Below are 14,859 nucleotides of genomic sequence, written 5' to 3' on the forward strand. Positions count from 1 at the left end.
GTGGTTTAGGGCACCTTTGCGTCTGCTCGCGCTACCCCGCGGCCAGCCCGGCCCGCAGGAAGTCGGCGATCTGTGCGATGACGTGGTCGAGGCCGCCGGGCAGCGGAGCACCGCCCTGGGCCGGCAGCAGCACCACCATGGTCATGGCGACCATGACTTCACCGAGCACCTGGGTGTCCAGCCCCGGCCGCAGGTACCCGGCCTGCACCCCGTGATCGATCTGGTGCTGCCAGTCCCGCGCCACCGATTCGACGATCTCGATGACGCGGTTGGTCAGCGCATCGTCGATGGCCGCGGCGTCGAAGACGATCAACGACACCAACCGGTTGTTGACCATCGCGAACTCGTGCAGCGCCCGCAACGGCGCCGTCATGCCCTCGAGGAACTCCTCGAGGGTGGTGGCCGGCTCTGTGGGCGGCGTCAGCTGCGGGCCCAGCGACTCCAGCCCGTAGTCGATTGCGGCATCGAGGATCTCGCGTTTGTTGGTGAAGTAGTTGTAGAAGGAGCCGTGGCTGACGCCGGCCGCGGCGGCGATGTCGGCAACCGCGGTGTTGCGATATCCGCGGCTGGTGAACACCTCGAACGCAGCCTCGGCCAGCTGCGCGCGGCGGTCGATGGCTGCGGTCATTGCTCGGGTACCAGCAACGCGTGTTTGACGAAGTCGACGATGGCGTCGCGGTAGCGGGCACGGGCCGCCGTATCGAGCTGGCCCAGCACCTCCCGCAGCCCCGGCGGCAGCAGCATTTTCGTCACCAGCAGTCCGCACACCTGCGGGTCGACGCCCGGCCGCAACAATCCGGCCTCCTGGGCGTCCTCGCAGAGCCGCGCCGTCATCCGCGCGACGGTGGCCTCCAGGCCCAGCATCCGCAGCTTGAGCTCCTCGTCCATCGCGGCCGCCTCGACCGCGACCAGCGACAGCAACTCCGGACGCCGGCTGAACAGATCGGACAGCGCATCCATGGCCGCGTCGAAACGCCCCAGCAGCGCGGCCGGGTCGCTCGGCGGCTCGTCGAGTCGCAGCGCCGGTTCGGTGGCGCCGATGACCTCTTCCACCGAATAGTCGAAGACCAGATCGAGCAGTTCACGCTTGCTGGGCACGTATCGGTAGAGGGTGCCCTGACCGATGCCGGCGTGCTGGGCGATGTCGGCCATGGTGGTGTCCTGGTAACCGCGTTCGGTGAACACCTCGACCGCGGCCGAAATGATCTGGGCCCGACGGCGATCCTCGAGGCCGGGGCTGGGCGGACGGCCGCGACCACGGCGCGGGGCGCCGCGGCGATCGGCATCGACGGTCACCCTGACCTCCTTGCGAGCTGGTGGTGTCGAAAGTCTCGATGCTGTGCCACTATGAGTCCGGAATTGCCCGACTGGGTTGTCAATATTTACCCGAAATATAGCACCAGCAGGGGAGGCGCGGTGGCTGACACAGCTGATCAGACGCCGTTGCCGACGTCGCGGGTCAGCCGCGGCGCCGCGCTGGGCAAGCTCGCCGCCAAGCAGACCCTGCGCCGCGTCGTGATCAAGGCGGGGACGATCGCGGTATCGGAGACCCGGCGTGCCCAGCTGCTGGATGCCGCCGACCAGCGGATGGCCCGCGACTTCGTCGCCGTGCTCGGCGACATGCGCGGCGCGGCGATGAAGATCGGCCAGCTGCTGTCGTTCATCGACCTCGGCATCGTCGACGAGGCGTCCCGGGCGGCGTTCAGCCGGCAGCTGTCCCGGCTGCAGGGCTCGGTGGACGCCATGCCGTTCGCGATGCTGCGCCCGGTCATCGAAGCCGAACTGGGTCCGCTGGAGCAGGCGTTCGCGTCGTTCGAGACGACCGCTTTCGCGGCCGCGTCGATCGGCCAGGTGTACCGGGCCCGCACCCGTGACGGCCGGGCGGTCGCGGTCAAGGTGCAGTACCCCGGGGTGCGGGCAGCGGTGCGCGCCGACCTGAAGAACCTGGCGCTGTTCCTGCGGATGTGGAAGTCGCGGGTGCCGACGGTCGCCGCCCAGGACTTCCTCGACGAGATCAGCGCCGAGCTGACCCGCGAACTGGACTACCGGCAGGAGTTCGCCAACCAGGCGCGGGCCGCTGAGCGCTTCGCCGGCCACCCGTTCATCCACGTGCCGGCGCCGATCGCCGAACTGTCGTCGGACTCGGTGCTGACCACCGAATACGTCGAGGGGCTGACCGCCCAACAGGTGGCCGAGCTGCCCGACGCCGAGCGGGACCGGGTCGGCGAGATCATCTACCGGTTCTATCTGGGCTCGCTGTTCCGCGACGGCGAATTCAACGGCGACGCCCATCCCGGCAACTTCCTCTACCTGCCCGACCGGCGGGTCGCGTTCCTGGATTTCGGCTTGTACAAACGGATGCCGCCGGAGGCGGTCGAGGTGGAACGACGGGTGGCCCAGTTGTGCATCGCCGCCGACGGCGCGGGGTTGCGCGATCTGCTGGAGCAGACCGGGGTGCTGGGTCCCGACTCGACGGTCACCGCCGAGGAGTGCATGCAGTACACGCTGGATGCCGCCGGCTGGAACTTCGTCGACGACTACATCCGCATCAAGCCGCTCGATGTGAGCGCCGCGATGCTGGGCGCCACCTACCCCGGCAGCCGCTCATTCGAGGCGATGCGCAACGAACGGCTGCCACCCGAGCACCTGTTCTCCCGGCGGCTGGACTTCCTGGTGTTCGGCGCCATCAGCCATATCGGCGCGGGTGGCAACTGGTTTCGGGTGGCCTGCGAGTGGGTCTACGACGCGCCGCCGGTCACCGAGCTGGGCATCGCCGAGGCCGCCTGGCGCGCCGCCCAGATCCCGCGAGATTGAATCCTGGTACATGCGGGTGGCCCCGTGCCTGGCTGCAATTTCGGCGGGTAAAGGACTCAGCGCTGGTAGACGTAGTCGTCGAGGTCGAACGTCTTCGACGCGCGGGTGGCCTGGTAGGCGGTGGTGGGCCGCAGGAACGAGAAGTCGCCGTTGCGGTCCAGGTAGTAGCTGTTGGAGCCCACGCAGGCCGAACCGTGCATCAATGTCTGCGCGCCGGCCTTGGACACGAAGCGGTGGAAGCGATCGTTGGCCGCCTCCGAGATCTCCACCGCGGTCGCGTCCCGGCGCAGCGTTTCGTCGATGACGCGCAGCGCGTGCCGGGTGGCGTTCTCCACCATCACATGCCAGGAGCTGCCCGACCACGAGTACGGGCCGAAGATCATGAACGTGTTGGGCAGCCCCGGCATCGACACCCCCTCATAGGCGGCGGCGCGCTGTGTGTCGTAGAACGCGGCCAGGTCGAATCCGTTGCGGCCCTTGACCGGACGATGCCGGTACACCAGCGGGCTGTTGGACATCTCGAAGCCGGTCGCCAGCACCAGCACGTCGACGTCGCGCTGTCGGCCGTCGCGGGTGCGGACCCCGGTCGCGGTGATGGCCTCGATCGGGTCGGTCACCAGCTCGACGTGCTCGGCGGTGAAGGTCCGGTAGTAGATGTTGGAGACACTCGGACGCTTGCAGCCGAATCCGTAGTCGGGCGTCAGCTTGCGGCGCAGTTGCCGGTCGCGCACCTGGGTGAACAGGTAGGCCCGGCAGGCCCACTGGGCCGCCTTGGCGATCGGCTCGATCTGCTTGCCGTACACCGTGATCCCGACCAGTCCCATTTCCACCAGTCCGGCGACCGCGCCGCGGACCAGCGTCTGGGTGAACGGCAGATACGCAAAGATGCGTTGAACGGCGGTCGGGATTCCGAAGTCCGGTTTGGCGAACACCCAGATGCCGCGCCGCTGGTAGACGTCGAGCTGGGCGGCGACCTTGGCCAGCTGCGGGACCGCCTGCACCGCGGTCGCGCCGGTGCCGATCACCGCGATGCGCTTGCCGGTCAGGTCGAGGCTGTGATCCCAGGCCTGCGTCTGGATCACCGTACCGGCGAAGTCCTGCAGCCCGGCGATGTCGGGCACCCGCGGTTCGACGAATGCCCCCAGCGCGGTGATGACGAAGCGGGCCGTCACGGTATTGCCGTCGCTCAGGCGCAGCAGCCAGCGGTGGTTGTCCTCGTCCCATTCGCGGCTCATCACCTCGGTGCGCAGCCGCAGATGGGCATGCAGCCGGTACTTGTCGGCTAGGCCCGCGATGTAGGCCCGCACCTCGGCGCCCTTGGGGAAGGTCCGCGACCAGTTCGGGTTCTTCTCGAAGGAGAACTGGTAGACGATGCCCGGGATGTCGACGGCGACATCGGGATAGCGGTTGGTGTGCCAGGTGCCGCCGATCTCGTCGGCGCGCTCGAAGATGGTGAAGTCGGTGTAGCCGGCCCGCTGCAAGGCGATGGCCGCGCCCAGCCCGCCGACGCCGCCGCCGATGATCGCGACCAGCATGTCCGGGGCGGCGCTCATCGGGCCTGCTCCGGCGCCTCGTGCGCGTTGGCCTCGATGCGGGCGTCGTACTCGGCGCGCGCCGCCCGGTCGATCGGGCCCATGGTGCGGTCGGCGTTGACGGTGCGCCGACCGATCAGCCACAGCCGTTCCGGGACCAGGTTCGCCGCCGTCAGCAGCGGCGTGATGCCGGCCGGTGCCCCGGCCACCGGCGGGCGGGTCCGCACCGTGGTGACGATGCGCCGGGCCACCGTGGCCGGCTGGATCACCCCGGCCCGCAGCGAGCCCAGCGGGATGCCGTCCACCAGTTGGGTGTTGACCGCCGACGGCAGCACCGCGGTGACCGAGACACCGTCGGCGCGGACTTCTTCGCGCAGGCTGCGGCTGAACGCCAGGGCGGCATGCTTGGCCGCGGTGTAGCTGGCCAGCCCCGGGGAGTGCAGCCGGCTGGCCGCCGACGTGACGTTGACGATGTGCCCGCGGCCGCGGCCGATCATGGCCGGTGCCACCACCCGCGCGGCATGAAAGTGCGCGAACACGTTGACCGCGAACGTCGCCGCGGTGACATCCTCGGGCTCGTCGAGGAATGCCCCGATCGGCATGATCCCGGCGTTGTTGACCAGCACGTCGATCGGCCCCAGGTCGGTGTGCACCGCGTCGGCGAATTGCTGGTAGCTCTCGCGGTGGGCGACGTTGACCTGATAGCCGCGCGCCCCCGAGCCGATGGCGCACGCGGCGGCCTCGGCGCCGGCCCCGTCCAGATCGCCCAGCGCCACCACGGCGCCGCGCGCGGCGAACCGTTGCGCGGTGGCCAGCCCGATCCCGCGGGCCGCCCCGGTCACCGCGACGACGGCCCCCGACAGCGGGATCGGCGGATAGCCCCGGGTCACCGCGCCACCTGTGCGACGGCGTCTTCGTCGCCGGAGCCGGGCTCGGCGGCCTGGGCCGCCAGCGGGCGCCAGTCGTAGTCGCCGAACGGATACGACGTCGCGGCCCGCCGCGACTGCAGCGCGGTGGTCGGCCGCACATAGGGCATGTCGCCCTGGGAGTTGACGTAGTAGGTGCGCAGCCCCTTGTTGCGGACGCCGAAGTAGTGCTGGATGTTGCGGCCCTGCCGCTGAATCTTGTCGTGGTAGCCGCGCTGTGCCTCGGCGGTGACCTCCACCACGGCGGCACCGCGGCGGTCGGCCTCGCAGATCGCCCGCACCGCGTGCGCGGCCGAGGACTCCACCATGAAATGCCAGCCGGTGCCGGTCCAGGAGTACGGGCCGACCAGCATCCACCGGTTCGGCAGGCCGTGCACCGCGACGCTCTCGTAGGCCTGCAACCGGTGCTGGGCGTAGAACTCGCCGAGGTCGAAACCGTCGGCTCCGACCACCGTGCCGCGGCGGTAGGTCTCCGGGTCGGAGAACAGCTGGTAGCCGACCGCCAGCACCAGCGCGTCGAGCCGGTGCAGCCGCCCGTCGGCGGTGCGTACCCCGTCGCGGGTGATCTCGGTGACCGCCTCATCGGCCAGGGTGACGTTGTCGCGGTTGAACGCCTGCAGGAAGGTGTTGGACAAGGTGGGCCGTTTGCCCAGCACCCCGTAACGGGGGAGCAGGGCGCGCCGGGTGCGGCGGTCGCGGACGGCGACCCGCAGATAGCTGCGGTACAGCCCGCGGGCGCAGCGATCCATCACCGCCGCCCCGATCCGGCCCAGCGCCGGCGGGCTGTAGACCACCAGCCGGGTCAGCGCCTCGACCAGGGCCAGGGCGCCGCCGCTGACGGCGGTCTCACCGGCCCGCGACCCCAGCAGCGCCCCGAGCCGGACGTCGGGCTTGGGCCAGCACCACACCGGGGTGCGCTGGAAGACGGTCAGATGCTCCACCCGCGGCGCGATGGACGGGGTGATCTGCACCGAACTGGCGCCGGTGCCGACGATGCCGACGCGCTTGCCGGCCAGGTCGTAGTCGTGGTCCCAGTCCGTGGGCCGCAGCACCTTGCCGGCGAACGCGTCGAGGCCGGGAACGCCCGGGTCGGTCTTGGGGGTGATGAACGCCCCGATGGCGGACAGCACGAACCGGGCGGTGATCTGCTCACCGGCGGCGGTGTGCACCCGCCACAGCTGGGCCGCGTCGTCCCAGGTCTCCTTGACCACCTCGACGCCGAACCGCATGTGTGGGTAAAGCCCGAGGTCGCGGGCCACCTGCACGTGGTAGCCCTTCACCTCGGCGCCGCGCGGAAAAAGCCGTGACCAGGACGGGTTTTTGGCGAACGAGTACTGGTAGGTGAAGCAGGGCACGTCGACGCCGATGCCGGGGTAGTCGTTGTCACGCCAGCTGCCTCCGGGCTCAGCCGCCCGCTCGAGGATGACGAAGTCATCGTGGCCAGCTTGTTTGAGGCGGGCGCCGGCGGCGATCCCGCCGGGGCCGGCGCCGATCACGGCAACGAGGTAGTCCGGTTCTGACACGTTTGAATAATCGGACTGATGTATCACTCTGTCAAGCGGCCCGCCGGGGCGGCAGGCAGTGGGTGGAAATAGCGGGTAAACCCGGCGCGTCACCTCTTGACGCACGGGCGCAAACGGGTCACTCTGTTTCCCAGCATGGGTGCACGGGTAGGACAGGACGCCAGCCAGCGTCGATACACCCCGGTGCGCCGCGGTTGAGGAATGCGCGCTCCTGCGCTAGTGTTGGACGTTGCGCTGGCTACCTCCTGCCCACCTCACCGCACCCGACACCGTCGTCACACGCCTGAGCTCCTCGCATTCGGCGTCTGTGCGCGTGCGTGAGATCCGGACAGATCGTCCGCCAGCCGAACCGACACAGATATCGCGGCGCACGGACTTGGACCTTTCCAGGCTCGCCAGTCGCATGAGGTGCTGGAAGGATGCATCTTGGCAGTCTCGCGCCAGAGCAAGTCCGCTGAAACTACTAGCTCCAATTCCTCCGTTCCCGGAGCCCCTAACCGAATTTCCTTCGCCAAGCTGCGTGAACCGCTGGAGGTTCCCGGCCTGCTCGACATTCAGATCGACTCGTTCCAGTGGTTGATCGGTGCGCCGGGGTGGCGTGAGAAGGCGATCGCGCGTGGTGAGGCCACGCCGGTCGGTGGCCTCGAGGAGGTCCTCGAGGAGCTCTCGCCGATCGAGGACTTCTCCCAGTCGATGTCGCTGTCGTTCTCCGATCCGCGCTTCGACGAGGTCAAGGCGCCGGTCGACGAATGCCGCGACAAGGACATGACCTACGCGGCCCCGCTGTTCGTCACCGCGGAGTTCATCAACAACAACACCGGCGAGATCAAGAGCCAGACGGTGTTCATGGGTGACTTCCCGATGATGACCGAGAAGGGCACCTTCATCATCAACGGCACCGAGCGTGTCGTGGTGTCCCAGCTGGTGCGTTCGCCGGGCGTCTACTTCGACGAGAGCATCGACAAGTCCACCGAGAAGACGCTGCACAGCGTCAAGGTGATCCCCGGGCGCGGCGCGTGGCTGGAGTTCGACGTCGACAAGCGCGACACCGTCGGTGTGCGCATCGACCGCAAGCGTCGCCAGTCGGTCACCGTGCTGCTCAAGGCGCTGGGCTGGACCAACGAGCAGATCCGGGAGCGGTTCGGCTTCTCCGAGATCATGATGTCCACGCTGGAGAAGGACACCACCGCCGGCCCCGACGAGGCGCTGCTGGAGATCTACCGCAAGCTGCGCCCGGGCGAGCCGCCGACCAAGGAATCCGCGCAGGCCCTGCTGGAGAACCTGTTCTTCAAGGACAAGCGCTACGACCTGGCCCGGGTGGGTCGCTACAAGATCAACAAGAAGCTGGGCCTGAAGGCCGCGGCGACCGAGGTCACCACCACGACGCTGACCGAAGAGGACGTCGTCGCCACCATCGAGTACCTGGTCCGCCTGCACGAGGGCCAGTCCACGATGACGGTGCCCGGCGGCGTCGAGGTGCCCGTCGAGGTCGACGACATCGACCACTTCGGTAACCGCCGGCTGCGCACCGTGGGCGAGCTGATCCAGAACCAGATCCGGGTCGGCCTGTCCCGGATGGAGCGCGTGGTCCGCGAGCGGATGACCACCCAGGACGTCGAGGCGATCACGCCGCAGACCCTGATCAACATCCGCCCGGTGGTCGCCGCGATCAAGGAGTTCTTCGGCACCAGCCAGCTCTCCCAGTTCATGGACCAGAACAACCCGCTGTCGGGTCTGACCCACAAGCGCCGCCTGTCGGCGCTGGGCCCGGGTGGTCTGTCCCGTGAGCGGGCCGGCCTGGAAGTTCGCGACGTGCACCCGTCCCACTACGGCCGGATGTGCCCGATCGAGACCCCGGAAGGCCCCAACATCGGTCTGATCGGCTCGCTGTCGGTGTACGCGCGGGTCAACCCGTTCGGCTTCATCGAGACGCCGTACCGCAAGGTGGTGGACGGTGTTGTCACCGATGAGATCCACTACCTGACCGCCGACGAGGAGGACCGCCACGTCGTGGCGCAGGCCAACTCGCCGATCGACGGCAGCGGCAGGTTCACCGAGCCGCGCGTGCTGGTCCGCCGGAAGGGCGGCGAGGTCGAGTACGTGTCCTCGGCCGAGGTCGACTACATGGACGTCTCGCCGCGCCAGATGGTGTCGGTCGCGACCGCGATGATCCCGTTCCTCGAGCACGACGACGCCAACCGCGCCCTGATGGGTGCCAACATGCAGCGCCAGGCGGTTCCGCTGGTGCGCAGCGAGGCACCGCTGGTGGGCACCGGGATGGAGCTGCGTGCGGCCATCGACGCCGGTGACGTCGTGGTGGCCGACAAGGCCGGCGTCATCGAGGAGGTGTCGGCGGACTACATCACCGTGATGGCCGACGACGGGACGCGGCAGACCTACCGGATGCGCAAGTTCAACCGGTCCAACCACGGCACCTGCGCCAACCAGCGTCCGATCGTGGACACCGGCCAGCGGGTGGAGGCCGGCCAGGTCGTCGCCGACGGTCCCTGCACCGACAACGGTGAGATGGCGCTGGGCAAGAACCTGCTCGTGGCGATCATGCCGTGGGAGGGCCACAACTACGAAGACGCGATCATCCTGTCCAACCGCCTGGTTGAGGAGGACGTGTTGACCTCGATCCACATCGAGGAGCACGAGATCGACGCCCGCGACACCAAGCTGGGCGCCGAGGAGATCACCCGGGACATCCCGAACGTCTCCGACGAAGTCCTCGCCGATCTTGATGACCGCGGCATCGTCCGCATCGGCGCCGAGGTCCGCGACGGCGACATCCTGGTCGGCAAGGTCACCCCGAAGGGTGAGACCGAGCTGACCCCGGAGGAGCGGCTGCTGCGGGCGATCTTCGGTGAGAAGGCCCGCGAAGTCCGCGACACCTCGCTGAAGGTGCCGCACGGCGAGTCCGGCAAGGTCATCGGCATCCGGGTGTTCTCCCGCGAGGACGACGACGAGCTGCCCGCCGGGGTCAACGAACTGGTCCGGGTCTACGTCGCGCAGAAGCGCAAGATCTCCGACGGTGACAAGCTGGCCGGCCGGCACGGCAACAAGGGTGTTATCGGCAAGATCCTGCCGGTCGAGGACATGCCGTTCCTGCCGGACGGCACCCCGGTCGACATCATCCTGAACACCCACGGTGTGCCGCGACGGATGAACATCGGCCAGATCCTGGAAACCCACCTGGGCTGGGTCGCCAAGGCCGGCTGGCAAGTTGACAGCTCGGCCGGGATTCCGCCCTGGGCGGCCAAGCTGCCCGCGGATCTGCTGTCGTCCGAGCCGGACAGCATCGTGTCCACCCCGGTGTTCGACGGGGCGCAGGAGGCGGAGCTGCAGGGTCTGCTGGCCTCGACGCTGCCCAGCCGCGACGGCGAGGTGCTGGTCGACGGTGACGGCAAGGCGCGACTGTTCGACGGTCGCTCCGGCGAGCCGTTCCCGTACCCGGTGACGGTCGGCTACATGTACATCATGAAGCTGCACCACCTGGTGGACGACAAGATCCACGCCCGCTCCACCGGTCCGTACTCGATGATCACCCAGCAGCCGCTGGGCGGTAAGGCGCAGTTCGGTGGCCAGCGGTTCGGTGAGATGGAGTGCTGGGCCATGCAGGCCTACGGCGCGGCGTACACGCTGCAGGAGCTGCTGACCATCAAGTCCGACGACACCGTCGGCCGGGTCAAGGTGTACGAGGCGATCGTCAAGGGCGAGAACATCCCCGAGCCGGGTATTCCCGAGTCGTTCAAGGTGTTGCTCAAGGAGCTGCAGTCGCTGTGCCTCAACGTCGAGGTGCTGTCGAGTGACGGTGCGGCGATCGAGCTGCGCGAAGGCGAGGACGAGGACCTGGAGCGCGCTGCCGCGAACCTGGGTATCAACCTGTCCCGCAACGAATCCGCCTCCGTTGAGGATCTTGCGTAGATCTGGCCTTATTCGAAATTTCCACTGAAAACCCGCAAGGGGAAAGGGAGTTACGTGCTCGACGTCAACTTCTTCGATGAACTCCGGATCGGCCTGGCTACCGCCGAGGACATCCGGCAATGGTCCTACGGCGAGGTCAAGAAGCCGGAGACCATCAACTACCGCACGCTCAAGCCGGAGAAGGACGGCCTGTTCTGCGAGAAGATCTTCGGACCGACTCGCGACTGGGAGTGCTACTGCGGCAAGTACAAGCGCGTCCGCTTCAAGGGCATCATCTGTGAGCGCTGTGGCGTCGAGGTGACCCGCGCCAAGGTGCGTCGTGAGCGGATGGGCCACATCGAGCTGGCCGCCCCGGTCACCCACATCTGGTACTTCAAGGGTGTGCCGTCGCGGTTGGGTTATCTGCTCGACCTGGCGCCCAAGGATCTCGAGAAGATCATCTACTTCGCCGCCTACGTCATCACCGCCGTCGACGACGAGATGCGCCACAACGAGCTGTCCACGCTGGAAGCCGAGATGGTCGTCGAGAAGAAGGCCGTCGAGGACCAGCGCGACGCCGACCTGGAGGCCCGGGCCCAGAAGCTGGAAGCCGACATGGCCGAGCTGGAGGCCGAGGGCGCCAAAGCCGATGTGCGCCGCAAGGTTCGCGACGGTGGCGAGCGCGAGATGCGTCAGCTCCGGGACCGTGCCCAGCGTGAGCTGGACCGGCTGGAGGAGATCTGGAGCACCTTCACCAAGCTTGCCCCCAAGCAGCTGATCGTCGACGAGAACCTCTACCGCGAGCTCATCGACCGCTACGGCGAGTACTTCACCGGGGCGATGGGTGCGGAGTCGATCCAGAAGCTGATCGAGAACTTCGACATCGATGCCGAAGCCGAGCTGCTGCGCGAGATCATTCGTAGCGGCAAGGGCCAGAAGAAGCTTCGGGCGCTCAAGCGGCTCAAGGTGGTCGCCGCCTTCCAGCAGTCCGGCAACTCCCCGATGGGCATGGTGCTCGACGCGGTGCCGGTGATCCCGCCGGAGCTGCGTCCGATGGTGCAGCTCGACGGTGGCCGGTTCGCCACCTCCGACCTCAACGACCTGTACCGCCGCGTGATCAACCGCAACAACCGGCTCAAGAGGCTGATCGATCTGGGTGCGCCCGAGATCATCGTCAACAACGAGAAGCGGATGCTGCAGGAGTCCGTGGACGCGCTGTTCGACAACGGACGTCGCGGCCGTCCGGTCACCGGGCCGGGCAACCGTCCGCTCAAGTCGTTGAGCGATCTGCTCAAGGGCAAGCAGGGCCGGTTCCGGCAGAACCTGCTGGGCAAGCGTGTCGACTATTCGGGCCGTTCGGTCATCGTGGTCGGCCCGCAGCTCAAGCTGCACCAGTGCGGTCTGCCCAAGCTGATGGCGCTCGAGCTGTTCAAGCCGTTCGTGATGAAGCGGCTGGTCGACCTGAACCACGCGCAGAACATCAAGAGCGCCAAGCGGATGGTGGAGCGGCAGCGTCCGCAGGTGTGGGATGTGCTGGAAGAGGTCATCGCCGAGCACCCGGTGCTGCTGAACCGTGCACCCACGCTGCACCGCCTCGGCATCCAGGCCTTCGAGCCGATGCTGGTGGAAGGCAAGGCCATTCAGCTGCACCCGCTGGTGTGTGAGGCGTTCAACGCCGACTTCGACGGTGACCAGATGGCGGTGCACCTGCCGCTGAGTGCCGAGGCGCAGGCCGAGGCCCGCATCCTGATGCTGTCTTCGAACAACATCCTGTCGCCGGCCTCGGGTCGCCCGCTGGCCATGCCGCGTCTGGACATGGTGACCGGGCTGTACTTCCTGACCACCGAGGTTCCGGGGGAGACCGGCGAGTACGTGGCCGCCGCCAAGGACCGTCCCGAGCACGGCGTGTACGCCTCGCCGGCCGAGGCGATCATGGCCGCCGACCGCGGCGCGCTGAGCGTGCGGGCCAAGATCAAGGTGCGTCTGGACCAGCTGCGTCCGCCGGCCGAGATCGAGACCGAGGTGTTCGGTGAGAACAACTGGCGGCCCGGCGATTCCTGGATGGCCGAGACCACCCTGGGTCGGGTGCTGTTCAACGAGCTGCTGCCGGTGGGCTACCCGTTCGTGAACAAGCAGATGCACAAGAAGGTGCAGGCCGCGATCATCAACGATCTGGCCGAGCGCTATCCGATGATCGTGGTCGCCCAGACCGTCGACAAGCTCAAGGACGCTGGCTTCTACTGGGCCACGCGTTCGGGGGTGACGGTGTCGATGGCCGACGTTCTGGTGCCGCCGGGCAAGAAGGAGATCCTGGACCGGCACGAGGAGCGGGCCGACAAGGTGGAAAGGCAGTTCCAGCGTGGTGCGTTGAACCACGACGAGCGCAACGAGGCGCTGGTGGAGATCTGGAAGGAAGCCACCGAAGAAGTCGGTAAGGCGCTCGAGGAGTACTACCCCGAGGACAACCCGATCATCACGATCGTGAAGTCGGGTGCCACCGGTAACTTCACCCAGACGCGGACGCTGGCCGGCATGAAGGGCCTGGTGACCAACCCGAAGGGTGAGTTCATCCCGCGCCCGATCAAGTCGTCGTTCCGTGAAGGCCTGACGGTGTTGGAGTACTTCATCAACACCCACGGCGCCCGAAAGGGTCTGGCCGACACCGCGTTGCGCACCGCCGACTCGGGTTACCTGACCCGTCGTCTGGTGGACGTGTCGCAGGACGTGATCGTGCGCGAGCACGACTGCGGCACCGAACGCGGCATCATCGTGACGCTGGCCGAGCTCGGCGCCGATGACGTGCTGATCCGCGACCCGTTCATCGAGACCTCGGCCTACGCCCGCACATTGGCGACCGACGCGGTCGACCAGAAGGGCAACGTCGTCGTCGAGCGTGGCCACGACCTGGGCGACCCGGCGATCGAGGCGCTGCTGGCGGCGGGCATCACCAACGTGAAGGTGCGCTCGGTGCTGACCTGCACCACCGGCACCGGCGTGTGCGCGACCTGCTACGGCCGGTCGATGGCCACCGGCAAGCTGGTCGACATCGGTGAGGCCGTCGGTATCGTCGCCGCCCAGTCGATCGGTGAGCCCGGTACCCAGCTGACCATGCGTACCTTCCACCAGGGTGGCGTCGGTGAGGACATCACTGGTGGTCTGCCCCGGGTGCAGGAGCTGTTCGAGGCCCGGGTGCCGCGCGGTAAGGCGCCGATCGCCGACGTCACCGGGCGGGTCCGCCTGGAGGAGGGCGAGAAGTTCTACAAGATCACCATCGTGCCCGACGACGGGGGCGAGGAAGTGGTCTACGACAAGCTCTCCAAGCGTCAGCGCCTGCGGGTGTTCAAGCACGACGACGGGACCGAGCGACTGCTCACCGACGGCGACCACGTCGAGGTCGGCCAGCAGCTGATGGAGGGTTCGGCCGACCCGCACGAGGTGCTGCGGGTTCAGGGCCCCCGCGAGGTGCAGATCCACCTCGTCAAGGAGGTCCAGCAGGTCTACCGGGCCCAGGGTGTGTCGATCCACGACAAGCACATCGAGGTGATCGTCCGGCAGATGCTGCGCCGGGTCACGATCATCGACTCGGGTTCCACGGAGTTCCTGCCCGGCTCGCTGACCGAGCGCGCCGAGTTCGAGTCCGAGAACCGTCGGGTGGTGGCCGAGGGCGGCGAGCCCGCCGCCGGTCGTCCGGTGCTGATGGGGATCACCAAGGCGTCGCTGGCCACCGACTCGTGGCTTTCTGCGGCGTCGTTCCAGGAGACCACCCGCGTGCTGACCGATGCGGCGATCAACTGCCGCAGCGACAAGCTGCAGGGTCTGAAGGAGAACGTGATCATCGGCAAGCTGATCCCGGCCGGCACCGGGATCAACCGGTACCGCAACATCACCGTGCAGCCGACCGAGGAGGCCCGGGCCGCCGCGTACACGATCCCGTCGTATGAGGATCAGTACTACAGCCCGGACTTCGGCACGGCGACCGGTGCCGCGGTTCCGCTGGACGACTACGGGTACTCCGACTACCGGTAGCGCTTCCTAGCGCTTCCCAGCGCGAGCAGACGCAGATTCGCACTCTGGCCCTAGGCCGAGTGCGAATCTGCGTCTGCTCGGCGTTATCCACAGGGTGAGTGGCGAGTCACGCATGATCGCCGCACGCTTCGG

General features: G+C 67.8%; 7 protein-coding genes and 1 pseudogene. 3 read left to right on the forward strand and 5 right to left on the reverse strand.

Annotated elements, in window-relative coordinates; translation table 11 throughout:
* Nucleotides 1–31 precede the first annotated feature (31 nt).
* Both AC5Y36_RS15230 and AC5Y36_RS15235 read right to left on the reverse strand, forming a co-directional pair.
* Entirely contained in the window at nucleotides 32–628 is a 597-nt protein-coding gene (locus AC5Y36_RS15230) for a TetR/AcrR family transcriptional regulator (protein WP_500041765.1), read from the reverse strand.
* A 418-nt stretch (nucleotides 629–1,046) separates the two neighbouring features.
* A pseudogene (locus tag AC5Y36_RS15235) lies at nucleotides 1,047–1,206 on the reverse strand (helix-turn-helix domain-containing protein); the annotation flags it as partial.
* Nucleotides 1,207–1,416: 210 nt separating this feature from the next.
* Here AC5Y36_RS15235 and AC5Y36_RS15240 point away from each other — a divergent pair.
* Complete coding sequence (locus AC5Y36_RS15240) at nucleotides 1,417–2,814, forward strand: ABC1 kinase family protein (RefSeq protein WP_500041766.1); 1,398 nt, start codon at nucleotides 1,417–1,419, stop codon at nucleotides 2,812–2,814.
* Between the two features lie 56 nt (nucleotides 2,815–2,870).
* Here the strand turns inward: AC5Y36_RS15240 and AC5Y36_RS15245 are convergent, their stop codons facing one another.
* From AC5Y36_RS15245 to AC5Y36_RS15255, 3 genes are read right to left on the reverse strand one after another with little or no spacing between them, the layout of a single operon-like run.
* Nucleotides 2,871–4,367, reverse strand: a complete 1,497-nt coding sequence (locus tag AC5Y36_RS15245; RefSeq protein WP_500041767.1) for a flavin-containing monooxygenase — start codon at nucleotides 4,365–4,367, stop codon at nucleotides 2,871–2,873.
* Nucleotides 4,364–5,236: an SDR family NAD(P)-dependent oxidoreductase gene (locus tag AC5Y36_RS15250; protein ID WP_500041768.1), complete on the reverse strand. Its 873-nt coding sequence runs from the start codon at nucleotides 5,234–5,236 to the stop codon at nucleotides 4,364–4,366. Before AC5Y36_RS15250 ends, AC5Y36_RS15245 begins: the two co-directional genes overlap by 4 nt.
* A complete protein-coding gene (locus AC5Y36_RS15255) occupies nucleotides 5,233–6,795 on the reverse strand; it encodes a flavin-containing monooxygenase (protein WP_500041769.1) in 1,563 nt (520 codons plus the stop codon). Before AC5Y36_RS15255 ends, AC5Y36_RS15250 begins: the two co-directional genes overlap by 4 nt.
* Nucleotides 6,796–7,221: 426 nt before the next feature.
* On the opposite strand from AC5Y36_RS15255, the gene rpoB reads away from it, so the two are divergent.
* Nucleotides 7,222–10,722, forward strand: a complete 3,501-nt coding sequence (gene rpoB / locus AC5Y36_RS15260) for a DNA-directed RNA polymerase subunit beta (protein ID WP_500041770.1) — start codon at nucleotides 7,222–7,224, stop codon at nucleotides 10,720–10,722.
* A gap of 54 nt (nucleotides 10,723–10,776) precedes the next feature.
* On the forward strand, nucleotides 10,777–14,727 hold the full coding sequence (locus tag AC5Y36_RS15265) for a DNA-directed RNA polymerase subunit beta' (protein ID WP_500041771.1): 3,951 nt from the start codon (nucleotides 10,777–10,779) through the stop codon (nucleotides 14,725–14,727).
* Nucleotides 14,728–14,859: the final 132 nt, after the last annotated feature.

The sequence above is a fragment of the Mycobacterium sp. NGS50 genome (assembly GCF_059812545.1).

Excerpts from the sequence above, each read along its gene's own strand:
- AC5Y36_RS15245 (WP_500041767.1), bottom strand. The coding sequence starts at position 4,367 with ATGAGCGCCGCCCCGGACATGCTGGTCGCGATCATCGGCGGCGGCGTC.
- AC5Y36_RS15230 (WP_500041765.1), bottom strand. The coding sequence starts at position 628 with ATGACCGCAGCCATCGACCGCCGCGCGCAGCTGGCCGAGGCTGCGTTC.